This is a genomic window from Bradyrhizobium sp. S3.7.6, from assembly GCF_054061875.1.
The window spans coordinates 4,340,374-4,361,351 of record NZ_JBSSEQ010000001.1 but is presented as its reverse complement, the minus strand read 5'-3'; the positions used below and the strand labels follow the sequence as shown (position 1 = coordinate 4,361,351).

Genomic DNA, 20,978 nt, shown 5'->3' with positions numbered 1-20,978 from the left:
AGCGCCTGCGGCCCGGTCAATGTGCAAAGCCTCCGCTGGCGGATGCCGGCGGAGGCTTTGCAGGTCGTGCTGACGATCGGAGCGGGTCGGTGTCAGCTGGTGTCGGTGTCAGCTCTTGGCAGGCGCCATCAGAGCAACCGGACCGGGCTCCAGGATATTGGGCGGGGCCGAGCGCGTATCGACGGGCGCCACGGCGCTGTCGCCGTCGCTCAGGAACTTGTCGAGCATGCTCTGGATCGAGTTCTTCGCTGCATCCGGACCGGTGTCGCGCATGTCGTTGTGCTGGAATTCGGTCTTCACGACCTGGATGCCGGCCTTCTCGCATTCCTCATCGGTTGGGATGACACCCGCGTCGGTCTTGAACTGCGGATCCTGCGAACGGAACGACAGGATCTTGAACTTGCCGGCAGTGACGAAGGGCACGCGCAGATTGTCGAGCGTGACGACCTTCTTGACCTCATCGGGATACTGCTTGGCGAAATACATCGTGATGTCGCCGCCCATGGAGTGGCCGACCATCGTCACCCTGTCGTAATCGGCGTTGGGCTGAACCTTCTTCATCTCCTGCATGGCGAGATGGATGTTGGCAACGCCGCGCAGGATCTGCGGCAGCCGGCCGACATAGAGCTCACCGGGCTTCGTCACCATGGGAGGATCGGTCGGCAAATCATGCTGCGGGCTTACGACCATATAGCCGCGCGCCGCGAAGATGTTGGCGAGGAAGCCGTACTCGGTATTCTTGACGGTGTTGCCGTGATTGATCACGGCAACCGGCAGCGTGATCATGCCGGCATTGGCCTGCATTTCCTTGTCGCGGCGAACCGCGATATCGACAGGCACGGGACGGTTGTCGCGCGAGGCGTCGTAGAAGGTGACGGTCTCGTGCCTGATCGCCCACTTGCTCGCCGTGACATAGGCGACGCCGAAGAGGGCACTAACCGAAACCAGAACGGCAATTCCACGCTTCATTTTCGTCCTCAGCCTCAGGCTCTTGCGGCCTGAATCCCTGTTGAAAATCGTGTTCTTCCGGGGCTCTTCGGCCCCTGGTCGCCTATTCCCTAATATATGTCACAGCCGCGTGACAGGAAGCTTAAATATTGTGAACTTCAGCCCTTTCATTGTGCGGCGCACGCGTTTCTTGGGCATCCCATTCTCAGGCGGCTACGTCAGGTGGCAGGCTACCATCCGACGCAACCGGTCTCGATTGGCTTCAATTTCACGGTAAACACAGGGTGAAACGGCCAAGCCCGCACTCAGTTCCGGCGGGAACCGGCAGCTTCAATCGGCTGGAAGTAGCGATATACCGCCGCCTCAGGCGCCGAGGATGTCGTGGACTTCGAGCGGCTTGTCGACCTGGCTGAACCACTCGGCGCGATTTGCCGCACGGCGGCGGCCGCGTTCGTCGAGCGGCAGCTTGAGCTGGCGGAGCAGACCCGTCACCTCTTCCCGCGCGGTGAGATGGCCAAGGTTGGGCCGCATGCCGAGCGTGGCCTCGTCGATCTCATCGAGCGCGGTCAGGCCGCGCGGAAAAAATTCGCGATAGACGACGCGCTCGGCAAAGCCGTCGACGTAGCGGAAGCCGAGCCGTAGCGACAAATCCTTGAGGCCCTCGGCGACGAGCTGCTTGTTGCGGGAGCCGAGCATCGACAGGCGGTTGCGCACGACGATCCAATCGGTGCTGGAGCCGTCGAGCTGGCGCCGCTTGCGCCTCACATCCCGCACCATCTCGGCATAGTGGCTCTCGCCCGTCACTGCGTAGTTGGCGGGATCGACGGTGCCGAGCACGTCGAAATCGAGGAAGCTGTCGTTGATCGGCGTGACCAGCGTGTCGGCCATCGAGTGCGCCAAGCGCATCAGATAGCTGTCGGTGCCCGGCGTATCGATGACGATGAAGTCGAAATTGCTCTCGACCGCCGAGACCGCCTCCATGAACTGCTGGAACTCGGAATTCTCGTTCTCGGCGATCTGCATGGTCTCGCCGAGCTTGATGCAGCGATGCACCGGCAGCTCGAGGCCGAGGCCGGTGCGGCGCGCCCAGGCGGAACGGTTGCCGATGTAGCGGGTAAAGCTCTGCTGACGGCAGTCGAGGTCGATGGTGGCGACGCGCTGGCCGGCCTTCAGCAGCGCGACCGCGATGTGCAGGGCGGTGGTCGACTTGCCGGAGCCGCCTTTTTCGTTGCCGAGCACGACGACATGCGCCGAGCCGGATTGGCCTTGGCTAGCCTGCACAAGCATAGCGATCCTCAACACCCCTGATGAATATCTTCGAGTTGGCCGCGTCTGCGGTCAAGTGAAATGCGTGACAGTAAATGCAAATCGCAGCGCGCCGTGTTCGAAATGAATCACGGCACCATCTCTCGCTTGTGATTCAGCCATGTCGCGACATCGTGCGCGGCCTCGCGCGGGATGCTGTGCCGCATCCGAATGCATGGCGTCCACGATCGGCGCTTGTTAAGGTTAGCCGGCCGGGCGCCGGGACGCGCCCGCTTCCCATTCCCAACCCCGTCGAGTCCTGATGTCACGAAGCCCCTTGATCGCCCGCACGGTCCCCGCCTTGCGACGCGCCGTCGACAATCTTCGCAAGCGAAAGGCCACGATCGCGCTGGTCCCGACCATGGGGGCGCTCCATGACGGACATGTGTCGCTGGTGCGCCTCGCCAGGCGGCGCGCGAGTCGCGTCGTGGTGTCGATCTTCGTCAACCCGACCCAGTTCGCGCCGACCGAGGACTTTGGTGCCTATCCGCGCACCTGGAAGTCCGATCTCGCCAAGCTCGCCGCCGAGGACGTCGACATCGTCTGGCACCCCGGCGCCGAGGCGATGTATCCGGACGGCTTTGCGACCCGCATCGTGCCGGAGGGGCCGGCGCTGGCCGGCCTCGAGGACCGCTTCAGGCCGCACTTCTTCGGCGGCGTCGCCACCGTCGTCGGCAAGCTGTTCACGCAATGCCGGCCGGATGTCGCAATCTTCGGCGAGAAGGACTTTCAGCAACTGCGGGTGGTGACGCAGATGGCGCGCGACCTCGACCTCGGCGTCAAGGTGACCGGCTCCCGCACCGTGCGCGAGCGCGACGGGCTCGCGATGTCTTCGCGCAACGTCTATCTCTCGCCGGAGGAGCGGCAGACCGCGACCACGTTGTACCGCGCCATGAAGGACAGCGCCGGGCGCATCCGCGCCGGCGAAGCGATCGCATCCGCGATGGCGCGCGGCGCCGGGATGATCACGGCGGCCGGCTTTGCGCTCGACTATTTCGAGGCGCGCCATGCCGAGACGCTGGCGCAGGTCACCTCGCGCAAGGACGGCCCGTTGCGGATCCTGGTGGCGGCCAAGCTCGGCACGACCCGGCTGATCGACAATATCGCGGTGTAACCGCCAGGGTCGATCTTGCGCGTTGCCTCGCCCGGATGGATGATCGGGGCGAGGAAACGAGCCGACCGGCAGGGGCATGTCATTCATCCGCACGATGATCGTGAACGGCGTGCTGGCGCTTGTCGCCGCGACTGCCGCCCAGGCACAACAGCGCCCGCCGATCGGCCTCTACGGGTCGCCGCCGGATGCGATGATCTTCTACGTCGCCCATGGCGCCGCCGGGGCCTGCGGACCGGGCTGCTCCGACTGGATCGCCGCCGAGGGCACGGTGCAATGGGACAGCTACAAGCGGCTGATCGCAATTCTCGATCGCCAGGCGGGACACAAGCTGCCGCTCGTCATCCATAGCCGGGGCGGCTCCAACCTCAATGTTGCGGTCAGCATGGGCCGCATCCTGCGCGACCGCGGCCTGGATGCCACCGCCGGCGCGACCGAGGTCGAGGCCTGCGCCGGCAAACCGGAGGCGGATTGTTTTGCGCTGAAGCGCCCGGGCGGGCCGCTCGACGCCAAGGTATCCTTGCCGGATCCGGCGTGCGATTTCGCGTGCGTCCTCATGCTCGCCGGCGGGGTGCATCGCAGCCTCCCGCAAGGTGCGACGGTGGTGCTGGCCGGCCGCTCCATCCGCAATCGCCGCGCGCCCAACGTGGCGCCCGAACAGCGCGAGAGCCTGACGGCGATCTTTGGCGAGCAGTATCGCAAGTACCTGCACGAGATGGGCGTCGAGCCCGAGCTGGTCGACATCATCGACGCCATCGGCGAAGGCGGACGTCCGGTCGTGATGCCGTCCTCCGACTGGGCGCGGCTGCACATCGTCACGCCGCCATGAGCGGCCGCGTCAGAGCAGTCCGAGATCGCGCAGCTCGCGTCGCATCGGCTCCGGCATCGCCGCGATCGAGCCGGCGGCCGACTTGCCGAGATCGGGCGGCACGGAATCGTCGCTGAGGTAGCGCCAGCCCTGGAACGGCCGCATCGGCCGCGGCGATACCGAGATCACCTTCGGCTGCATCACGATCCGGCAACGGCCGATGCCGTCCTTGTCGCGGAACGGCTCGATGCCGATGATCTTTTCACGCGCGGCGATCTCGCCCTTGATCACCCAGTAGAGCGATCCGCCCGCCAGGATCTCGGCGTCGCGCTTGGGCACCATGCGGGTGATGTGGATGTGATGTTGCGGCAGACCCTTCTTCTTGGCGGTCTGCATCCGTTCGGCGACCCACCCCTTCAATTCCTTGACGGAGTCGCAGCCGACGGCGAGCTTGATCAGATGTAGCGGCATGGCCCCAGCATTAGCCGGGCCGCCACGCATTTGGAATGCCGAACTATTCGTTATCCGCAGCCGCAGGAGCCGCGGCTGGGGGGGCCGGCGGGGCGAGCGGAACCGGTGCTGCGGCCGGCGCACGCGCGGCCTTCGGCGCCGGCGGCTTCTTCGCAGCCGGCGCCGCAGGAGCAGCAGCCTGCGCCGAGGTCGGAGCGGACGCGCGCGGCGCCGAGGCTGCGCCTCCGGCAGGCGCCGCCTGTCGCACCGCCGCCGTGGGCGGCTCCGGATTCATGATGCTCACCGGCGGCGTCGAAGACGCGCTCGGGAACTCCGCATTGGTCGGCCTGCCCGTCGGCATCGATGGCGGCATCCCGGCAAGCGCCGCGGTGGCCGGCATCGCCGGGGCCGTTGCGGGCGCGTTCCAGCCCGGCGCATAGCGTGCGACCAGCGTGTCGTAGAGATGGGAATCCATGTTGGCGGCGACCCGCTGCTGATCGGTCAGCGAGCGGAAGGCGGGGCAGTCGAACTGCGTGCAGCCGTCGCGCGCAACCAGCACCTGCGCGACGAAGCCGTAGCGATCGCGCTCGAGCGCCTTGCGCAGCACCTTCACGTCCAGCGTCAGGCTCTTCTCGGCGGTCGCGGCATCGCCGAGCGCGGTGAGCCGGTCGATCCGTGCGGCGGTGTAGGAGACCGCCGCAGCCGCCGCGTCAGGCGAGCCGAACAGCGCCTTCTCGCAACCAATCGCCACGGCATTGCCGGCGAGATCGTCGAGACAGGACAGCGCCGGCAGGCTGGCGATGACCGCGCTCTGCGCGCGCGCCTCGCCGGGCGGCGCCTCCTCCGCCGGACCATAGACGCGCACGGTGGCAGCCACGGCGATGGCAATGGAAAGCAGCGTGATGACGGTCAGCGCGCCGTTGGCAACCGACCTTTCGGCGCGCACCAGCGTAATCAGGAGAATCAGGCCGAGGAGGCCGGCGGCTACCAGGATCATCCACATCGGAAAGGCCTGTGGGCGCGAGATTTGGTCGAACGAAGTGGCCCATGCCCAGTTCATGCGCGACGTCCCTCACGCGAGCAAAGAGCGAATGGTCAAAGCGAGCCCCCGCGAGTCGGCAACTGCCCCCGGTTCACCATGTCGAGGCGAAGGGGGCCTTTTGACGGCGAGCGAAGCAAATTCCTTCGCGATGTCAACGCGCGGCACCGTCATCCGTCAGGATTGGGCGAGCTGGCTTTCCTTGGCGACGCGCTCGAACGCTTCAGTCGAACTCTTGATGCGGTACTGGCAGTCGTCGCCATCCGTCGGCAGCAGGCGGATGATCTCGTATGAGCCACTCGCAGCCGGGCGCGCGACGTTGCTGGCAGTGAACAGTACGCGCGTTCCCACGGGGAATTTATGCTTCAACGCCCATCTCCATGACTCAAACAGCGCCGGCCGTGCCCAGGGTCCCACTGCGTCGGACCGGCTGAAAACCCGGCGTGACATATAGCACGCAATGCGGCGTTTTGGCCAGCGGTATACAGGCATGGCAAATAGGCCGATCCGGCAGTATTTTCAGGACGATAGTGCGGGAACCGGTGAGTGGAGGATACCGCTGGAACCGGCTCCCTCAGGCGGTGTGGGGCAGATGCCCCTCCGGGCTTGCCTGGTCCACGGCCTTGGGCAGTTCCTGGGCCAGAATCTGGCCGAGCTGATCGACCGGGATGTTGTAGCGCGCCGCAAGCTGCCGAACCGTGTCGCTGCCGAGCACCGCGCGGAGCTGGTCGGCCGAGATCGGCAGGTTCTGGCCGTTGCCGAGCCAGGATTTGACCTGGTCACCGAAGCCGGACTGCTGGAGCTTCGCGACGATTGCGCTGAGGCCGCCCTGATTGTTGCTGCCGAGCACCTCGTTCAACACCGCCGGCAGGACCGCGGCGCCGAGCTGGCCGAGCGCGCTGCGAAGCGCCGGATTGTTTTCCAGCGAGTCCAGAATTCCCATGCCCCTGCCCTCTCCCAAGCGGTCCTTCCGCCGCGATTGAGCGCCGCCAGCCTGCACATCGTCAAGCGGCGCCCGATCACATTCGCGGGTTAGACGTTCTCGAATTTCTCGATGACGAGCGTTTCGGCGATCCCGTCACGGGTCCATTCCTGGAACGCCGGCAGCGCCATCATCGTGTCCATGTAGGCTCTGGTCTCCGGCGTGACCTCGATCGCGTAGGTGCGGAAACGGTGCACGACCGGGGCGTACATCGCATCCGCCGCACCGAAGCGGCCGAACAGGAACGGTCCCTTGGCACCGTAGCGCGCCCGGCACTCCCGCCAGATCTCCTGCACGCGCGCGATGTTGGCCCTGGCGTCCGCCGACAGCGTCACGGCGCCCACGGGGCGGTGCAGGTTCATGCCGCATTCGTTGCGCAAGGCCATGAAGCCGGAATGCATCTCGGCGCACACCGAACGGGCGTGTGCGCGGGCGGCGACATCGTCGGGCCACAGCTTCACGTCCGGATAGCGCTCGGCGATGTACTCGATGATGCTGAGCGAATCCCACACCGTGATGTCGCCGTCGACCAGCACCGGCACCTTGCCGGCGCGGCTGAAGGACAGGATCCGATCCTTGTCCGCGGGATTATCCGTGTAGAGCGGAATGACGGTCTCGACGAACGGGATGTCATTGGCGCGCAGTGCGAGCCATGGCCGCATCGACCATGACGAGTAGTTCTTGTTTCCGATCGCGAGCTTGAGCGCTGCCATGTCGCTGGTCCTTCCCTAGGTCCTTTGGATGCGGCTGCTTTTAGCGCCATCGCCTGCTGCCAATCAATCGTTGCCGCACCCGGCCGCGCGTGGCAATCGTTGCGATCTTCGTGAGGAGTGAGACATGGGCAGGCATTGGGTCGACATCACGGCCGTCGGCTTCTTCATCATCGAATGGCTGGTCTATGCCCTGACGCTGGAGCACTCGGCCTATGGCCGCGACAGCCTGTCGGCGCGCATGAACCGCTATCGCGAGGTCTGGGTCCGCCGCCTGCTCGACCGCGACACCCGTATGGTCGACATGCAGATCATGGCCTCGCTCCAGAATGGCACCGCCTTCTTCGCTTCCACCAGCCTGTTCGCGCTCGGCGGCGCACTGGCATTGCTGCATGCCACCAACGACGCCATCACGATCCTGAGCAAGCTGCCGATCGACCTCAGCACCTCGCCCGCAATGTGGGAGCTGAAATGCGTCGGCCTCGTGCTGATCTGCGTCTACGCCTTCTTCAAATTCGCCTGGGCCTATCGCCTGTTCAACTATGTCGCGATCCTGTTTGGCGGCATGCCGCCGGCTGACCGGCGCGACACGCCCGAGGCCGAGGCCCACGTCATCCGCACCTCGCGCCTGTTCGAATCCGCCGGCCGCCACTTCAACCGCGGCCAGCGCGCCTTCTTCTTCGCACTCGGCTATCTCGGCTGGTTCGTCAGCCCCTGGGTGCTGTTCGTGACCACGGCGGCGGTGGTGATCGTCACCTGGCGAAGGCAGTTCGCATCGAGCGCATGGGCGGCGATGGCGCCGGAGGAGATGGATGGTGCGGAGACGCGGAAGCGCGGCTATTGAGGCATCTGCTGCGCGCGAGCGAAGGGCGGCACGCGTTTTCTCCACACCGTCACTGCGAGCGCAGCGAGCACTCCAGGATCTTTTCACGGTGACAGTCCGGATTGCTTCGCTACGTTCGCAATGACGACGCGACTAGCTCCGTCATCCCAAGGCGCGAGGCTCGCCCACTCGGCGATATCCCGGCCTACTTCCTGCGCATCGTCCCGGACCGGCAATCGAATCTGGCCACAGGCCGATCCATCTGCCAGAGCTCCACGTCGCGACCGTCGACGAGCCTCTCCGCGGAGCTGATCGCGGCTTCATCATCGATGCAATCCATGTGAATCATTCTGATAGGACGATCGTGTAGTCCCACGATCAATGCACGGTAAGCGGACATTTTTTGTCTCCAGGCAAGGCGCGATAGCACGCGCGGGCCGGAAGAATGGCGCTGACGGCATTTGAATGCGATGGGGAGTGCATCGTCTGTTTATAAGCGCGGCGTAAGTTTCCGGCAGCGCGCGGCCGAGGCCGGTCCTATGCCGATCCTATGCAACCGCGATCGCGCCAATCTCGAAATCATACAGCCTCCGGCACCATATCCGCTCCGTTGCGCAAGCTCGCGCGGCGTAGCGAACTGGTGAAATGATGTCGAACTCAGGGGTCAGCGACAGGATCATCGATCCGATGATGGCCATCGCGAACTGCTCGACGCGGCAACGCATCGTCGTGGTCGGCGCGAAGAGCATGGAATTAGTGATTGAGCTGCATCGTCGCGGATATCTGCTGGCGGCTGCTGCAGGTAATTGCGGCCGGCCGGCAGGTCAATATGAAGTCGCGCTCGTGGATTGGCGGCGACGCACGCTTCACGCACTCGATGCGACAGTGGATTGGCTCGACGATTTCCTGAGCCCCCGCGCCGTGCTGGTGATCTGGCTCGACGCGCAGAAGGCAGCTGCGAAGGACACTCTTCGTGCCGCAGTGACGAAGCGCGGCTTCGTCGTCCTGCAAGGCGCCGAGCATCCATGTGGCAGCGTGTTTCTGGCGCGGCGCTCGGAGGCCATCCCCCTTCGGCAGGCCGCGTGAACATCCACCCGAACTCATGGATTTGATCCGATGCCAAAATCGAAAATTCGACGTGCCGTCATTCGCGAGTGGATGGCTCTCGCGCCGGCGCAGCGAGGCTCCGCCGAGCAGGCCGGCGCCTTTGCACGGCGCACCATCGAAAGACATAGCTTGCCACGCAGCCGGAGAACGCCGCACGCCGTGATCATGGCATGGCTGAAGCCGCGAACCGGGAGGCCTTAGCTCGCAGGATGGGTACGAGCCGCCTACCCTCCGCCAAAATCCCGCGGCGAGAACGGCAGGTCCAAGATCTTCCATTCACCATACTTGTCGGGCGGCAGCATCTTGTAGGGCTGGCAGGCCTGGAGCGCGGCGGTCGCGGATTTCACGATGGCCACGCCCTTCGCGGATGGCGGAGCTTCGATCAGGATCGGCGGGCGGGCCAGCGTGCCGTCGGTGGCGAACACCGTGCGCAGCTTGATGTTGACGTTGTCGGTCGGGTCGACCCCGGCCGGCAGTTTGGCGCAGCTCTTCAGGTGGCGACGCAGCGCGGCGATGACCTCGGGTGGCAGCTTGGCTGCGATCGAATCCTTGGCATCGCCGCCATCGTCCTTGGGGGCGTCTTTCGGCAGCTCCGGCGGCAATTCCGGCGGCAAGCCCAGCATGACGCCGTACTTGACCGTCACGTCAGGCTCCGGCGCCTGATAGGCCGGCGGCGCCGCTTGCGGCTGCTGCATCGCTTGTGGCGGCGGCTGTTGCGACGGCGGCTGCGGCATCACCTGGGGCGGCGGTTGTTGCTGGGGTTGCGGAGGCGGCTGTTGTGACGGCTGCGGCTGTTGAGGCTGCGGCTGCACATTGGCCTCCCGCTGCTTCGGTGCCTGCGAGGGTTGCGGCTGCGGCTGTTTCTGCTGCGGTTCAGGCGAGGCCTGCGGTGACGGCGACGGCGCCGCGGCCTGCTGCTTGGTCGCAGGCTTCGGCGCGGGTTCCGCCTTGTCCTTGTCGGTGAAATCCAGCTTCGGCAGTTTCAGGTCCGGCAGCGGCTCCGGCGGCTTCTCCTTCGCCTGCTCCTGAGCCTGCTCCTGAGCCTTCTCCTCGGCCTTGGCCTCCTCCTCCTTCACCTGCTCCGGCGTGACGATGTCCACCGAAACAGTCTCGGGCACCGCGGCGTGAAACGGATGGACTTCGCTGATCAGGATGATCAGCGCCACCAGCGTCAGATGCGCGACCGCCGACGCTGCAATGTCCGTCCGTATGATCTTCCGCAGTTCCATCGATCGATCTTGGGTTGCCACGCCGGTCCTAGCATACAGCGGCCCCCTCTCAATCCCATTTTGGCGCGAAGCCGAAATCGGTCAGGCGGCCCTTGGGATTTGCCAGCGCGGCGATCTGGGCCATCTCGTCGTCCGAGAGCTCGAAATCGAAAATATCGATGTTTTCCGACAGACGTTCGACGCGCGAGGTGCGCGGGATCGCAGCGACATTCTGTTGCACCAGCCAGCGCAGGCAGATTTGTGCCGGCGTCTTGCGATGCGCGCGCCCGAGCCCGGCGAGCGTCTGGTCGGCCTTGACGCGCCCCCTGGCGATCGGGCTGTAGGCGACCAGTGCGAGGCCATGCTGGTCGCAGGTTGCCCTCACCTTCGTCTGGTCGAGATAAGGATGATATTCGACCTGGTTGCAGACGAGTGGCTCCGGCGACAGCGCCACCGCCTGCTCGGTCAGCGCCACGGTGAAATTGGAAACGCCGATGTGGCGGGTCAGGCCCATGCGCTTGGCATGCGACAGCGCACCCAGCGTCTCCTCCAGCGGCACGTGCGAATTGGGCCAGTGCAGCAACAGGAGATCGACGGAGGAGAGCCGCATCCGGGCGAGGCTCTCCTTGACCGAGCGTTCGAGATCATGGGGCGCGAAATGGTTGGTCCAGACCTTTGTCGTGAGGAAGATGTCGTCGCGGCGCACGCCTGAGCCGCGCAGGCCGTCGCCGACCTCGCGCTCATTGTCGTAGACCTGCGCAGTGTCGATGTGGCGATAGCCGAGCCGCAGCGCCTGCTCGACCACGCGGCCGCAAGCGCGCCCGCCCAGCTCCCAGGTCCCGAGCCCGATCGCCGGTATCCTTGCGCCATTGGCCTCGACGAACAGCATGAGGAATCCTCTCTGTTGCGATCGCCTCAAAACATCATCCGGGCGCCATTATGGACCCGGCCCGTGACACTGCCAACGGACGACGCCGGCGCCGGCGCCGGGCCGGATATTCAGGGCAATGCTAACGGGAGGTTCGCGCCCGGCCTTGACGTCAGGCTTTGGCGAGCGCCTGGAATACGGTGTCCGGCGCATGCGCGATCACGGCGAGCAGCGCGCGGGCGGGTCCTCGCGGGGCGCGCTTGCCCTGCTCCCAGTTGCGGATGGTCTCGACGGGAACGCCGAGCTTGGCGGCGAACTCCATCTGGGTGAGACAGGCGCGACGGCGCAGAGCGCGCACCGCAAGCGAGCTGGCATCTTCGCCAGGGGCGGCATTGGCCGCCGGCTGGACCGGCAACGGCTGGACTGGAAACGGCTGGACCGGAAGCTCCTGCCCATCCCGCAACTCGACGACCCGTCCGTCCGCCTTCAGCCGCAACCGCATGTTCATTCCCCCAAGCACGGGCAATGATGCGGCAGGTCGCTTAAGTTCGGATTAAAGATGATGGTGGGCGAAGACGGTCTCGTGCCCCGGACGCAGCGCAGCGCGCAGCGGTGCGCTGCTGAGCCGGGGCCCATTTCGCCACCACGTGCCGTGCTGCTTTCTGGGTCCCGGTTCTGCGCAGCAACGCGAAGGGCGTTGCAGCGCGCCCGGAACACGCGAGGGCATAGCGCGCCTTACCTCAACCCGAACCACAGCGTCGCGATGCCGAGGAAGGAGAAGAAGCCGACGACGTCGGTCACCGTCGTGACGAACGTGCCTGACGCGACCGCCGGATCGGCCCTGACACGTTCGAGCGCCATCGGGATCAGGATGCCGCCGAGCGCGCCCGCGACGAGGTTGCAGATGATCGCAAGCCCGATGACGATGCCGAGGCCCGGGATCTTGAACCAGGCCACCGCCGCGATGCCCGTGATCAAGGCGAAGGCAAGGCCGTTCACGAGCCCGACCAGGCCTTCGCGCATCACCACCCGCCAGGCGTTGGAGGAGCCGAGCTCGCGCGTCGCAAGCGCGCGCACCGCGACCGTCATGGTCTGGGTCGCGGCATTGCCGCCCTGGCTCGCGACGATCGGCGCCAGCACGGCAAGCGCGACCATCTTCTCGAGCTGCCCCTCGAACAGGCCGAGCACCGAGGATGCAAGAAAGGCGGTGGCGAGATTGACCAGCAGCCAGTTGAACCGCGCGCGCGCAATGGTGAACACGGTGTCGGAGAGTTCTTCGTCGCTGTTGACGCCGCCGAGCGCCTTGAGGTCTTCGTCCGCCTCCTCCTCGATCACGTCCACGACGTCGTCGACGGTGATGACGCCGACCAGGCGATCCTGGGTGTCGAGCACCGGGGCCGCGACGAGATTGTACTTGCCGAACATGCGCGCCACCTCCTCCTGGTCCTCCAGGACGGAGACGCGACGGCGATCCTCGTCGGTCAGCTCGGCAAGCGCGACCGGGCGGCGGGCGCGGAGCAGGACGTCGAGCGAGACCGCACCCTGCCAGTGCTGGTCCTTGTCCACGACGTAGATCTCGTAGAAGCGGTCGGGCAGATCCGGCGTCTCGCGCATGTAGTCGATCGCCTGCCCGACGGTGAAATCCTGCGGCACCGCGATGAACTCGGTCTGCATCCGGCGGCCGGCGGAATTTTCGGGATAAAGCAGGCTGCGCTCGAGCGCGACGCGCTCCTGCAACGGCAGCTTCTCGAGGATCTCCTCCTGCTCCGCCTCGTCGAGGGTTTCCAGCAGCTCGACCGCGTCGTCGGATTCGAGCTCGCGGACGCCTTCCGCAACGGTCTCCGGCGGCAGCTCCTCGAGGATCTCCTCGCGCACGCCCTCGTCGAGTTCGTTCAGTGCCGAGAAGTCGAAGTCGCGCCCGGTCAGCTCGACCAGGCGAACGCGGTGGTCGGGCGCGAGAGCTCCGATCAGATCGCCGAGATCGGCCTCGTGCAGCTCGGCAACGCAGGCGCGCAGCGCGGCGCTGTCGCCGGCCTCGATCGCATGGGCAATCTCCTCGACGAATTCGTGACGAATTTCGCCGTCTTCATTGCGCATCGGAACGTGGTCGAGTACCGAGGCCTCGGCGGATGGGGCACCGTCCATATGTTCATCCATGGCGCGCCTCGCCGTTTGACAGGTTGGAACGAGTGGTCTGAGCTGACGGTCAGGCAATACCCACAAGCGAACTGCGAGCGCAATGGCAAAGATGCTTCGGCTGAAATGGATGTCGATCTCGGTGGGCGCGGTCTTCGCGGGCCTCGCCGGCATCGCCGCTTCGGAGGCCGCGGACTGCCCGCGCAAGGACGCGCTCGGCACCTCGCGCGTTCTGAGCGTCGACGCCAAGACCACGCCGCGCGTGGGCCTGAAGAGCTTTCCGCAGACGCTGCCGCTCGCCGATCACGAGGTCGTGCTGACCTTCGACGATGGCCCGCATCCGCCGACGACGTCGAAGGTGCTGGCGGCGCTGGCGCAGGAATGCGTGCGCGCGACCTTCTTCCTGATCGGCCTGCACGCCTCCGAACATCCTGACATGGTCAAGCGCATTGCCCGCGAGGGCCACACCATCGGCCACCACACCTGGTCGCACCCGTTCATGGCGCGGATCCCGCTCGAGAAGGCGAAGAGCGAGATCGACCGCGGCATCGCAGCCGACGAGACGGCGCTCAAAGGCGCGTCGACGACGACGCCCTCGACGCCGTTCTTCCGCTTCCCCTATTTCGAGGGGACGCCAGCGCAGCTCGACCTGCTCCAGTCACGCGGCATCGTCGTGTTCGGGGCCGACCTCTGGGCCAGCGACTGGAACGAGATGACGCCGGAGCAGGAATTGAAGCTCGTCACCGAGCGCCTCGCCGCCGCCGGCAAGGGCATCATCCTCTTCCACGACCCCAAGGCACGCACGGCCGCGATCATGCCGGCCTTCCTGCGGTACCTCAGGGACAACGGCTATCGCGTCGTTCACGTCGTGCCGGCGGGCACATCACAGAAAAGCGCCGATGCGCATTGATGCCGTAATGTCACGCCGGTGCAAAATGGGGTGATTTGGGCCCTATTAACAGTCTGTTCATGCTACGGCATGCAAGGATGTAGAGGGTATTGCGCCTGAACCGTTTCTGGGCGTCTCCGACCAATTAAGGCGGCAGTCGCGTAAGGAGGCAGACGAGGTTCATGATCGGAAGTAGCGTTGTTGTTCGGACGCGATCGTGGATCGTCCTGTGTCTGGGGCTGTTGGTCGTCGGTTCACCGGCGGCCCTTGCGGCGGACTGTCCCGGCCATCCGGACGCGCTCGGGACTTCCCGCACCCTCGTGGTTGATCCGCGCGAGCATCCGCGCATCGGCACCATGCAGTACCGCGAAACGCTGCCGCTGAAGGACCATGAAGTCGTCCTGACCTTCGACGACGGTCCGCTGCCGAAATATTCGAACCAGATCCTCAAGATGCTCGACGACGAGTGCATCAAGGCGACCTTCTTCATCATCGGCGAGCAGGCCAAGGCGAACCCGGAAGGCGTGCGCAAGCTGATTGCCGCGGGCCACACTGTCGGCACGCACAGCATGAACCATCCGCTGACGTTCGACCGGATGCCGCTCGACAAGGCCGAGGCGCAGATCAACGGCGGCATCGAGTGGACCTCGGCCGCGATGACCGATTCGTCCAAGCTCGCGCCGTTCTTCCGCATTCCCGGCCTGATGCGCGCCGAAGGCGTCGAAAACCTGCTGATCTCGCGCGGCATCCAGGTCTGGAGCGCCGACTTCCCCGCCGACGACTGGCGCCATGTGTCGTCCGACCGCGTCTACCAGCTCGCGATCCAGCGGCTGGAAGCCAAGGGCAAGGGCATCCTGCTGCTGCACGACATCCAACCCCGTACGGTGGCGGCGCTGCCGAAGATCATCCGCGACCTCAAGGCGCGCGGCTATCGCATCGTGCATGTGGTGCCCGCGACCGCCGACCGGCCGGCAACGCCGACCACGCCGGTGGAATGGCTGCTGCATCCACCGACCGAGACCGTGCCGATCGCACGCTGGCCGTCCGTGCCGAACTTCGTGTTCGCGCAGACGAAGACGCTGCCGGCGCCCTCGCTTGCCGACCTCAACGCGCAGACCGAGCATCAGCCGCTGCTGCCGCGCAAGACGATGGCGCTGGCGAATGTCGCGGCCACCCTGCCCGTGCCCAACCGCGATCTCTTTGCCATCCCCGAGGGCTCGGTCGAGGTCCTGCTGTCGACGACCTTGTCGCGGCGCGCCGCGATGCGGCTGGCAATGGCGGCCGAGACGCCCCATGCGGCCAAGGGCAAGGCCGGCAAGTCGCGCGGACATCGGACCGCACATACGGCGCCGGCCGGAGCGAAGCACACCGCGCAGGCTACGGGCACCGCCCCCAAGAGCATTGCCCCCAAGAGCACGGCGCCCAAGGGCGCCACACCGCGGAGTTCCGCGACGCATCCGACCCGCGTCGCCAGCCTGAAGAAGCGCGCGCAGTAAGCTCTACTGGCGCATGATGTTGGCGACACAGAGCAGCACGATCAGCGCCAGGAAGAACAGGTCCATATAGGACTTGAGCTCGCCGTCGCGGCGCAGCCGGCCAACGTCGGCCACGACCTGCTTGCGCGCGTTCGTTGCGCCCGAACCGTCATTGATCGGAGCCTGCAGGCGCTTGGTCTCCGCCTCGAGCTTCTCGATCTTCTGGAAGAAATAGAACGCACGCAGCGTCGAGGCCGCGCGCATGCCGGCATAGACCAGCACCAGGATCGCGAGGATCGCCCGGTTCTGGTATTTCTCCATGAAATTCAGGCTGAAATAGACCATCGCCATGAAGGCGAAGTTCGTCACGAAGCGGTAGACGAAGCTAAGAAAGACCATGCTGGCTCCAGCCCTGAGCGGTGCGATCCGTCTACGCCATCTTTATTTCGACAAAGATACGATCGCCGGCCGCCTTTTAGCCACGCGCGTTCATAATGCAAGCGAGAGAACCGGGGCCTGCCTGTTCCACGTAAACGCAAGGTTGCCAGCTGCGCGATGGAGATTCGCCGGAAGCTACGGTACATTGGCACAGCCACCGCATGTGGGGTCTGCCGATGCCGAAGAAGGGAATCACGGGCCACGACGACTGGGTTCTGACCGAGGCCCTGGCGACCGCGCTCGTCGCGCTGGAGCAGCTCGAAGCAAAACACCAGCCGAGCGCGCATATGGACGACATCCGCAAGATGCTGGCGAACGGCAAGGAGCCGTCGGCGGTGAGCCTGCACCTCGCCCAGGCCAAATGCCGCCTGTTTCCGGACACGGATCCGCTCGAGATCTACCGCGAATACGGGATTGGCGACGAATACGGCTAAGTCCGTCGCGCCGGTCCTTCGAGCGCGCTGCCCTGGGGCTGAGCGGCAGCCGATCGCTACAACGATCATCCACCTCAATGTTCGCGTGAATTTCAGCTGAGCTGCGAAACGACTTGACGACGGCGCCGCCAGCGAATGTAATGTTATAACATTACATATCCGGTCCCAATGCCCCTCCCCAAGCGTCACCGTCCTATCCCGTTGAAAAGGCTCTTCGATCTCCATGCAAAAACTCCCCGTCACCGTCTTGTCCGGCTTCCTCGGGGCTGGAAAGACCACTTTGCTGAACCACGTCCTGAACAACCGGCACGGCCTGAAGGTGGCGGTGATCGTCAACGACATGAGCGAGGTGAACATCGATGCGGATCTGGTTCGCGATGGCGGTGCGAACCTGTCCCGGACTGACGAGAAGCTCGTCGAGATGACGAACGGCTGCATCTGCTGCACACTGCGAGACGACCTCCTGAAGGAGGTGCGCGCCCTCGCAGAAAACGGCCGCTTCGATTATCTCTTGATCGAATCCACCGGCATCTCCGAACCTCTGCCGGTTGCGGCGACCTTCGATTTCCGTTCCGAAGACGGCGAAAGCCTCTCCGATGTGGCGCGTCTCGACACCATGGTCACCGTGGTCGACGCCGTGAACCTGCTCAAAGACTATTCGTCGACGGATTTTCTCGATCAGCGCGGCGAAGCGCTTGAGAACGACAAGCGCACGCTGGTCGATCTCCTCGTCGAGCAGATCGAATTCGCCGACGTCATCGTCCTCAACAAGGTCGATGACGCGTCGCCCGCACAACGCGAGGCAGCGCGAAAGATCATCCGCGCGCTCAATCCGGACGCGGATCTAATCGAAGCCAACCACAGCCGGGTCGCCTTCGATCGCATTCTCGACACCGGACGGTTCGACTTCGAGCGGGCGCAGCAGCATCCGCTCTGGTTCAAAGAGCTCTACGGCTTTGCCGATCACGTGCCGGAGACCGAGGAATACGGCGTGACGAACTTCGTCTATCGCGCGCGCCGGCCGTTCGATCCCGAAAAGTTCGACAAGTTCGTCAGGGAGCCCTGGCCCGGCGTCATTCGCGCCAAGGGACATTTCTGGCTGGCAACGCGCCCGCAATGGCTTGGCGAGATCAGCCAGGCTGGCACGATCACGCGCACGCAGGCGCTTGGCTTCTGGTGGGCGGCCGTACCTGCGGAAAGATGGCCCGATGACCCGTCCTGGCGGAAGCAGCTGCGCGCGAACTGGAACGACATCTACGGCGATCGCCGCCAGGAAATCGTATTCATCGGCACCGGTATGGATGAAGGTTCGCTCCGCGCCCGTCTGGATGCCTGCCTCGTCCCGGGAAAGCCGGCGATGAACGTCACGGAATGGGCGAAGCTCGCGGACCCCTTCCCGGTCTGGCGCCGCGCCGACGAAGCCGCGGAACGCAAATGACCAACGTCGTTCGATTCGTTCCGAAATCCGAGCTCGAGCGGCAGCGCCTCATCCGTGAGGCGCGTGCGATCTACGACAGCATATTCCCGCCGGTCACTTTGACCGGCGGACAAGCTGATGATCGCTTGGACCAACGAGCACCGCGCGAGGCAGCCACCGAAATCCAGCCAAAACAGCGATAAGGATGAAGGTGGTGCGCTCGGAGGGCACACGCAGTCCTTCCCGGCTCAGCCGCCATATTGCTGCTTCATGTATTTCAGGTAGTTGCCGAGGTGGTGCTGCCAGAAATAGTCCAGCTTCTGGCATCCCGGCGTCCCATCGGTCGGGTTGCCGCCCGGGTTGGCGAAGAGCGGCAGCAGCGCGCCGGCGTCAGCATAGTTCAGCGAGGCCTGAAGCTGGTCGAGGATCTGTTGGATCAAGTCCGAGATCATTGACCCCGTGATCGGTGCGGCGGTTGCCGCGCCGAGATCGGCGGCGGTCAAATGGATCGTCTCGGATATCAGTCTCCGAGAAAGACTCTCGACCCGCTGCTTGAGCCGCCTCACCGCATCGTCGCGAACGCGATTGACTGCGCTCTCACCGTCGGTGACCACGCTGCCGAGCGCGATCGTTGCTTCAGGATTGAGACTGCCGCCGAACCCACGCAGCGGATTTGGCGTGTTGAGGTCTGATATCCACTCCAGGGCAAACGGTGCCTGCGGCACCCAGTCCTGCGTCGACGTCACGGCCCAACCGTATCCGTCGACGGCGGCAAGCCGCGCGTAATCGTATGCGTAATGGTCGTTGCCGGCCTTGGCAGGCGCGAAGGTATAGGTCTTGTAGGCCGGCCCCTTAAAAACATCCGTCGAGTGCCGGACCAGCGAGGTCAGCAGCGTGGCGATCGAGGCACCCTGGCTGTGCCCGGTGATGTAGACGTCGTTGCCCTGCTCCGCGAGCAGCCCCAAGGTCACGAACAATGGGCTATCGGTGGTGAACAGCATGAGCAGCAAACTCAGAGCGAAGCCCGAATGCACACCGCCTTTCACCGCACTGTCACCCTCATCGCGGGCAAGATAGAACGGCAGCGAGATCGGACCGAGCTTCACGTCAAAGCGCGCGTTGATCAGGGGGAACAGCAAGTCGGCCAACACGCTGGCCGCACTTGCGACCGTGCCGCGCACTGCGATCGCGTATTGGGTGGTGTCACTCTGGTTCTGCCAGACCTGCCAGTAATTATCCAATAGCGTGGCACTCGTCGGGGTGAGGTCCTTGCGGATCGCCCAATTTGAGCTTGGATCTGGCACGGAGGGCACGCCGCAGGTTGCCACCGCTTCGGTCAGCGATGGCGTGCCCGCGTAGGCACGCTGCGCCATCTCAAGCAGAAGTTGCGCCTCCGCGAATTGGAATCCCGACTTGAGCGTCATGCTGCCCTCCTTGCAAAGGCGCTCGACTCCAGCCGCCCGTGTTCGGACCCGGAAGCCAGCGACCGATATTTCGTGTCTCTCGGAGTTCATCAATTATAAGATGTGATATCGTAGAAACGCAATAAGAAGGTGTCGATCGACCAGCGCCCCTGGCAGACTACGTCCGGGAACAATTGCGTGAGCAGGGAGGATCCCGCGGGGTGGCCGGTGTTCCAGGCTTTGCCCGCTCCAACTCATTCCAACCGGACGACATGAGGCATCTGCGGATTCATCGGCCACAGGTTTCGATGATCACGCCGGAGGAAGTCTATAATTTCAGTTTCGACACAATCGATTGGGGACCGCCGCCGCACCAGGCTGCCGTGGTCAATCTCGGCAAATCAGATTGGCTGAATAGATTCGCTCAGACGCATCTCGTCCGATGCAGCCAGTTTCGTCTGATGTTCTATGATCAGATCGTCGACTTGATCTGCGAGGGCATTTCGGCAGAAACAGGCCCCTACCCCGGCTAAAGCGGCGCGATCCGCCGTTTGGTGCGTTCGGAGGGCGGTCGCATTTATTGAAGTTTCAATGGCTTGCGGAAATGGGCAAAGAGTTCAGGTGGATCTCCAGCTGATAGGTGCTTTTTCCAGTCGATTGACCGAGCCTCACAATAGCTTGCGGGACTTCAGCTTGCGGGACTTCGCCGCGCAGCGTAACTTTCAACTCCACGTAGCTCATTCGAAAGTGATCTGACGGGTTCGGCCTAGCGGGAGATAGCGATGGCGGATGTCCCATGGCACCTTTCCGGCGACTACTTCGAGAATTGCAGTTGCAGCATCGTGTGTCCCTGCCTCGTGTCGGCGGCTCCCCCGCTGACCGCGCGACCGACCGAGGGCTTCTGTAACGTACCGCTGATCTTCCACGTCGAGAGCGGCCGCTACGGCAACATCGAGCTCGATGGACTCAATGTCCTGGTCATCCTCCACGCGCCGGGGATCATGGCAGACGGAGATTGGTCGGTGGCCGCCTATATCGACCAGCGCGCCAACGATGAGCAGACCGAGGCTCTAGCTGCGATCTTCACTGGCGCCGCCGGTGGTCCGATGGCTGCGTTCACACCGCTGATCAGCAAGAACCTGGGGGTTCGCAAGGTCCCGATCACATTCCGAATCGAGGGCAAGACGCGATCCGCGGAAATCCCTGATATTCTGCACATGTCCGTCGACCCGTTGCCGACCATGCATCCGAGCGGGGAAATGTGGGCCAACATCGGCCATCCAGTCAGCCCCGACAGGATGGTCATGGCAGTCGGCGCCGCCGGTAATACGTTCAGCGATCATGGCATGCGCTGGGACAATTCCGGCAAGAACGGCCTCTATGCGCCGATCCGCTGGTCGAACCAGGCGTGATGCAACTCCTGATCC

General features: G+C 64.6%; 24 protein-coding genes. 11 read left to right on the top strand and 13 right to left on the bottom strand.

The window, feature by feature from the left end:
* Positions 1-108: 108 nt before the first annotated feature.
* Together ACVJ5M_RS20980 and ACVJ5M_RS20975 are read right to left on the bottom strand one after the other, a co-directional pair.
* Entirely contained in the window at positions 109-969 is an 861-nt protein-coding gene (locus ACVJ5M_RS20980) for an alpha/beta fold hydrolase (protein ID WP_063982761.1), read from the bottom strand.
* A gap of 342 nt (positions 970-1,311) precedes the next feature.
* Complete coding sequence (locus ACVJ5M_RS20975; protein ID WP_063982760.1) at positions 1,312-2,235, bottom strand: division plane positioning ATPase MipZ; 924 nt, start codon at positions 2,233-2,235, stop codon at positions 1,312-1,314.
* A 280-nt stretch (positions 2,236-2,515) separates the two neighbouring features.
* On the opposite strand from ACVJ5M_RS20975, the gene panC reads away from it, so the two are divergent.
* Together panC and ACVJ5M_RS20965 are read left to right on the top strand one after the other, a co-directional pair.
* Complete coding sequence (panC, locus tag ACVJ5M_RS20970; RefSeq protein WP_354099976.1) at positions 2,516-3,367, top strand: pantoate--beta-alanine ligase; 852 nt, start codon at positions 2,516-2,518, stop codon at positions 3,365-3,367.
* Between the two features lie 76 nt (positions 3,368-3,443).
* Positions 3,444-4,193 carry a COG3904 family protein gene (locus ACVJ5M_RS20965; protein WP_084795098.1) on the top strand — a complete coding sequence of 250 codons (750 nt, stop codon included), beginning with the start codon at positions 3,444-3,446 and terminating at the stop codon, positions 4,191-4,193.
* 9 nt (positions 4,194-4,202) lie between these two features.
* On the opposite strand, the gene ACVJ5M_RS20960 is transcribed toward ACVJ5M_RS20965, so the two are convergent.
* The 5 genes from ACVJ5M_RS20960 to ACVJ5M_RS20940 all read right to left on the bottom strand — a co-directional run bounded on the left by ACVJ5M_RS20960 (position 4,203) and on the right by ACVJ5M_RS20940 (position 7,356).
* Positions 4,203-4,643 carry a DUF1489 family protein gene (locus tag ACVJ5M_RS20960; protein ID WP_028155001.1) on the bottom strand — a complete coding sequence of 147 codons (441 nt, stop codon included), beginning with the start codon at positions 4,641-4,643 and terminating at the stop codon, positions 4,203-4,205.
* 43 nt (positions 4,644-4,686) lie between these two features.
* The gene (locus tag ACVJ5M_RS20955; RefSeq protein ID WP_354099975.1) at positions 4,687-5,682 is read right to left on the bottom strand and encodes a hypothetical protein; all 996 of its coding nucleotides are present in this window, start codon (positions 5,680-5,682) and stop codon (positions 4,687-4,689) included.
* A gap of 156 nt (positions 5,683-5,838) precedes the next feature.
* Positions 5,839-6,030 carry a hypothetical protein gene (locus ACVJ5M_RS20950; protein ID WP_014494643.1) on the bottom strand — a complete coding sequence of 64 codons (192 nt, stop codon included), beginning with the start codon at positions 6,028-6,030 and terminating at the stop codon, positions 5,839-5,841.
* A 205-nt stretch (positions 6,031-6,235) separates the two neighbouring features.
* Entirely contained in the window at positions 6,236-6,604 is a 369-nt protein-coding gene (locus ACVJ5M_RS20945; protein WP_166342151.1) for a YidB family protein, read from the bottom strand.
* An 89-nt stretch (positions 6,605-6,693) separates the two neighbouring features.
* Positions 6,694-7,356, bottom strand: coding sequence for a glutathione S-transferase family protein (locus tag ACVJ5M_RS20940; protein ID WP_063982756.1), 663 nt, complete (start codon positions 7,354-7,356; stop codon positions 6,694-6,696).
* A gap of 124 nt (positions 7,357-7,480) precedes the next feature.
* On the opposite strand from ACVJ5M_RS20940, the gene ACVJ5M_RS20935 reads away from it, so the two are divergent.
* Together ACVJ5M_RS20935 and ACVJ5M_RS20930 are read left to right on the top strand one after the other, a co-directional pair.
* Positions 7,481-8,197, top strand: a complete 717-nt coding sequence (locus ACVJ5M_RS20935) for a DUF599 domain-containing protein (RefSeq protein WP_063982755.1) — start codon at positions 7,481-7,483, stop codon at positions 8,195-8,197.
* Positions 8,198-8,824: 627 nt separating this feature from the next.
* Positions 8,825-9,262: a hypothetical protein gene (locus tag ACVJ5M_RS20930; protein ID WP_354099974.1), complete on the top strand. Its 438-nt coding sequence runs from the start codon at positions 8,825-8,827 to the stop codon at positions 9,260-9,262.
* Between the two features lie 245 nt (positions 9,263-9,507).
* Here the strand turns inward: ACVJ5M_RS20930 and ACVJ5M_RS20925 are convergent, their stop codons facing one another.
* The 4 genes from ACVJ5M_RS20925 to mgtE all read right to left on the bottom strand — a co-directional run bounded on the left by ACVJ5M_RS20925 (position 9,508) and on the right by mgtE (position 13,516).
* Positions 9,508-10,512 (bottom strand): hypothetical protein, encoded by a 1,005-nt coding sequence (locus tag ACVJ5M_RS20925; protein ID WP_063982753.1) that lies wholly within the window; start codon positions 10,510-10,512, stop codon positions 9,508-9,510.
* A 49-nt stretch (positions 10,513-10,561) separates the two neighbouring features.
* On the bottom strand, positions 10,562-11,380 hold the full coding sequence (locus ACVJ5M_RS20920; protein ID WP_231142135.1) for an aldo/keto reductase: 819 nt from the start codon (positions 11,378-11,380) through the stop codon (positions 10,562-10,564).
* 151 nt (positions 11,381-11,531) lie between these two features.
* Positions 11,532-11,867 carry a helix-turn-helix domain-containing protein gene (locus ACVJ5M_RS20915; RefSeq protein ID WP_063982751.1) on the bottom strand — a complete coding sequence of 112 codons (336 nt, stop codon included), beginning with the start codon at positions 11,865-11,867 and terminating at the stop codon, positions 11,532-11,534.
* 227 nt (positions 11,868-12,094) lie between these two features.
* Positions 12,095-13,516, bottom strand: coding sequence for a magnesium transporter (gene mgtE, locus ACVJ5M_RS20910; RefSeq protein ID WP_028150524.1), 1,422 nt, complete (start codon positions 13,514-13,516; stop codon positions 12,095-12,097).
* Positions 13,517-13,598: 82 nt separating this feature from the next.
* Between mgtE and ACVJ5M_RS20905 the strand changes: the two genes are divergently transcribed.
* Positions 13,599-14,405 carry a polysaccharide deacetylase family protein gene (locus ACVJ5M_RS20905; protein ID WP_354099973.1) on the top strand — a complete coding sequence of 269 codons (807 nt, stop codon included), beginning with the start codon at positions 13,599-13,601 and terminating at the stop codon, positions 14,403-14,405.
* 161 nt (positions 14,406-14,566) lie between these two features.
* Positions 14,567-15,880 carry a polysaccharide deacetylase family protein gene (locus ACVJ5M_RS20900; protein ID WP_354078196.1) on the top strand — a complete coding sequence of 438 codons (1,314 nt, stop codon included), beginning with the start codon at positions 14,567-14,569 and terminating at the stop codon, positions 15,878-15,880.
* Between the two features lie 3 nt (positions 15,881-15,883).
* On the opposite strand, the gene ACVJ5M_RS20895 is transcribed toward ACVJ5M_RS20900, so the two are convergent.
* Positions 15,884-16,258 (bottom strand): hypothetical protein, encoded by a 375-nt coding sequence (locus ACVJ5M_RS20895; protein ID WP_063982749.1) that lies wholly within the window; start codon positions 16,256-16,258, stop codon positions 15,884-15,886.
* 215 nt (positions 16,259-16,473) lie between these two features.
* Here ACVJ5M_RS20895 and ACVJ5M_RS20890 point away from each other — a divergent pair, with 215 nt between their 5' ends.
* The 3 genes from ACVJ5M_RS20890 (at position 16,474) to ACVJ5M_RS20880 (ending at position 18,351) form a co-directional block, all read left to right on the top strand.
* Positions 16,474-16,731, top strand: coding sequence for a hypothetical protein (locus ACVJ5M_RS20890; RefSeq protein WP_225005221.1), 258 nt, complete (start codon positions 16,474-16,476; stop codon positions 16,729-16,731).
* 223 nt (positions 16,732-16,954) lie between these two features.
* The gene (gene zigA / locus ACVJ5M_RS20885) at positions 16,955-18,169 is read left to right on the top strand and encodes a zinc metallochaperone GTPase ZigA (RefSeq protein WP_354078193.1); all 1,215 of its coding nucleotides are present in this window, start codon (positions 16,955-16,957) and stop codon (positions 18,167-18,169) included.
* Positions 18,166-18,351: a hypothetical protein gene (locus ACVJ5M_RS20880; RefSeq protein ID WP_085405527.1), complete on the top strand. Its 186-nt coding sequence runs from the start codon at positions 18,166-18,168 to the stop codon at positions 18,349-18,351. The genes zigA and ACVJ5M_RS20880 overlap by 4 nt, the downstream gene beginning before the upstream one ends.
* A 45-nt stretch (positions 18,352-18,396) precedes the next feature.
* Here ACVJ5M_RS20880 and ACVJ5M_RS20875 read toward each other — a convergent pair whose 3' ends face one another.
* Positions 18,397-19,572 (bottom strand): lipase family protein, encoded by a 1,176-nt coding sequence (locus ACVJ5M_RS20875; protein ID WP_354078191.1) that lies wholly within the window; start codon positions 19,570-19,572, stop codon positions 18,397-18,399.
* Between the two features lie 200 nt (positions 19,573-19,772).
* On the opposite strand from ACVJ5M_RS20875, the gene ACVJ5M_RS20870 reads away from it, so the two are divergent.
* The gene (locus ACVJ5M_RS20870) at positions 19,773-20,084 is read left to right on the top strand and encodes a hypothetical protein (RefSeq protein WP_187388027.1); all 312 of its coding nucleotides are present in this window, start codon (positions 19,773-19,775) and stop codon (positions 20,082-20,084) included.
* 249 nt (positions 20,085-20,333) lie between these two features.
* Positions 20,334-20,963, top strand: coding sequence for a DUF1326 domain-containing protein (locus tag ACVJ5M_RS20865; RefSeq protein ID WP_063982744.1), 630 nt, complete (start codon positions 20,334-20,336; stop codon positions 20,961-20,963).
* The last annotated feature ends 15 nt before the right edge of the window (positions 20,964-20,978 follow it).

What these genes read in the sequence shown, in the direction of transcription:
- ACVJ5M_RS20900 (WP_354078196.1), top strand. Translation starts at nt 14,567, where the DNA reads ATGATCGGAAGTAGCGTTGTTGTTCGGACGCGATCGTGGATCGTCCTG.
- ACVJ5M_RS20935 (WP_063982755.1), top strand. Translation starts at nt 7,481, where the DNA reads ATGGGCAGGCATTGGGTCGACATCACGGCCGTCGGCTTCTTCATCATC.
- ACVJ5M_RS20940 (WP_063982756.1), bottom strand. Translation starts at nt 7,356, where the DNA reads ATGGCAGCGCTCAAGCTCGCGATCGGAAACAAGAACTACTCGTCATGG.
- ACVJ5M_RS20865 (WP_063982744.1), top strand. Translation starts at nt 20,334, where the DNA reads ATGGCGGATGTCCCATGGCACCTTTCCGGCGACTACTTCGAGAATTGC.
- ACVJ5M_RS20915 (WP_063982751.1), bottom strand. Translation starts at nt 11,867, where the DNA reads ATGAACATGCGGTTGCGGCTGAAGGCGGACGGACGGGTCGTCGAGTTG.
- ACVJ5M_RS20945 (WP_166342151.1), bottom strand. Translation starts at nt 6,604, where the DNA reads ATGGGAATTCTGGACTCGCTGGAAAACAATCCGGCGCTTCGCAGCGCG.
- ACVJ5M_RS20880 (WP_085405527.1), top strand. Translation starts at nt 18,166, where the DNA reads ATGACCAACGTCGTTCGATTCGTTCCGAAATCCGAGCTCGAGCGGCAG.
- ACVJ5M_RS20960 (WP_028155001.1), bottom strand. Translation starts at nt 4,643, where the DNA reads ATGCCGCTACATCTGATCAAGCTCGCCGTCGGCTGCGACTCCGTCAAG.
- zigA (WP_354078193.1), top strand. Translation starts at nt 16,955, where the DNA reads ATGCAAAAACTCCCCGTCACCGTCTTGTCCGGCTTCCTCGGGGCTGGA.
- ACVJ5M_RS20955 (WP_354099975.1), bottom strand. Translation starts at nt 5,682, where the DNA reads ATGAACTGGGCATGGGCCACTTCGTTCGACCAAATCTCGCGCCCACAG.
- mgtE (WP_028150524.1), bottom strand. Translation starts at nt 13,516, where the DNA reads ATGGATGAACATATGGACGGTGCCCCATCCGCCGAGGCCTCGGTACTC.
- ACVJ5M_RS20975 (WP_063982760.1), bottom strand. Translation starts at nt 2,235, where the DNA reads ATGCTTGTGCAGGCTAGCCAAGGCCAATCCGGCTCGGCGCATGTCGTC.
- ACVJ5M_RS20965 (WP_084795098.1), top strand. Translation starts at nt 3,444, where the DNA reads ATGTCATTCATCCGCACGATGATCGTGAACGGCGTGCTGGCGCTTGTC.
- ACVJ5M_RS20875 (WP_354078191.1), bottom strand. Translation starts at nt 19,572, where the DNA reads ATGACGCTCAAGTCGGGATTCCAATTCGCGGAGGCGCAACTTCTGCTT.
- ACVJ5M_RS20930 (WP_354099974.1), top strand. Translation starts at nt 8,825, where the DNA reads ATGTCGAACTCAGGGGTCAGCGACAGGATCATCGATCCGATGATGGCC.
- ACVJ5M_RS20980 (WP_063982761.1), bottom strand. Translation starts at nt 969, where the DNA reads ATGAAGCGTGGAATTGCCGTTCTGGTTTCGGTTAGTGCCCTCTTCGGC.
- ACVJ5M_RS20920 (WP_231142135.1), bottom strand. Translation starts at nt 11,380, where the DNA reads ATGCTGTTCGTCGAGGCCAATGGCGCAAGGATACCGGCGATCGGGCTC.
- panC (WP_354099976.1), top strand. Translation starts at nt 2,516, where the DNA reads ATGTCACGAAGCCCCTTGATCGCCCGCACGGTCCCCGCCTTGCGACGC.
- ACVJ5M_RS20890 (WP_225005221.1), top strand. Translation starts at nt 16,474, where the DNA reads ATGCCGAAGAAGGGAATCACGGGCCACGACGACTGGGTTCTGACCGAG.
- ACVJ5M_RS20895 (WP_063982749.1), bottom strand. Translation starts at nt 16,258, where the DNA reads ATGGTCTTTCTTAGCTTCGTCTACCGCTTCGTGACGAACTTCGCCTTC.
- ACVJ5M_RS20905 (WP_354099973.1), top strand. Translation starts at nt 13,599, where the DNA reads ATGGCAAAGATGCTTCGGCTGAAATGGATGTCGATCTCGGTGGGCGCG.
- ACVJ5M_RS20925 (WP_063982753.1), bottom strand. Translation starts at nt 10,512, where the DNA reads ATGGAACTGCGGAAGATCATACGGACGGACATTGCAGCGTCGGCGGTC.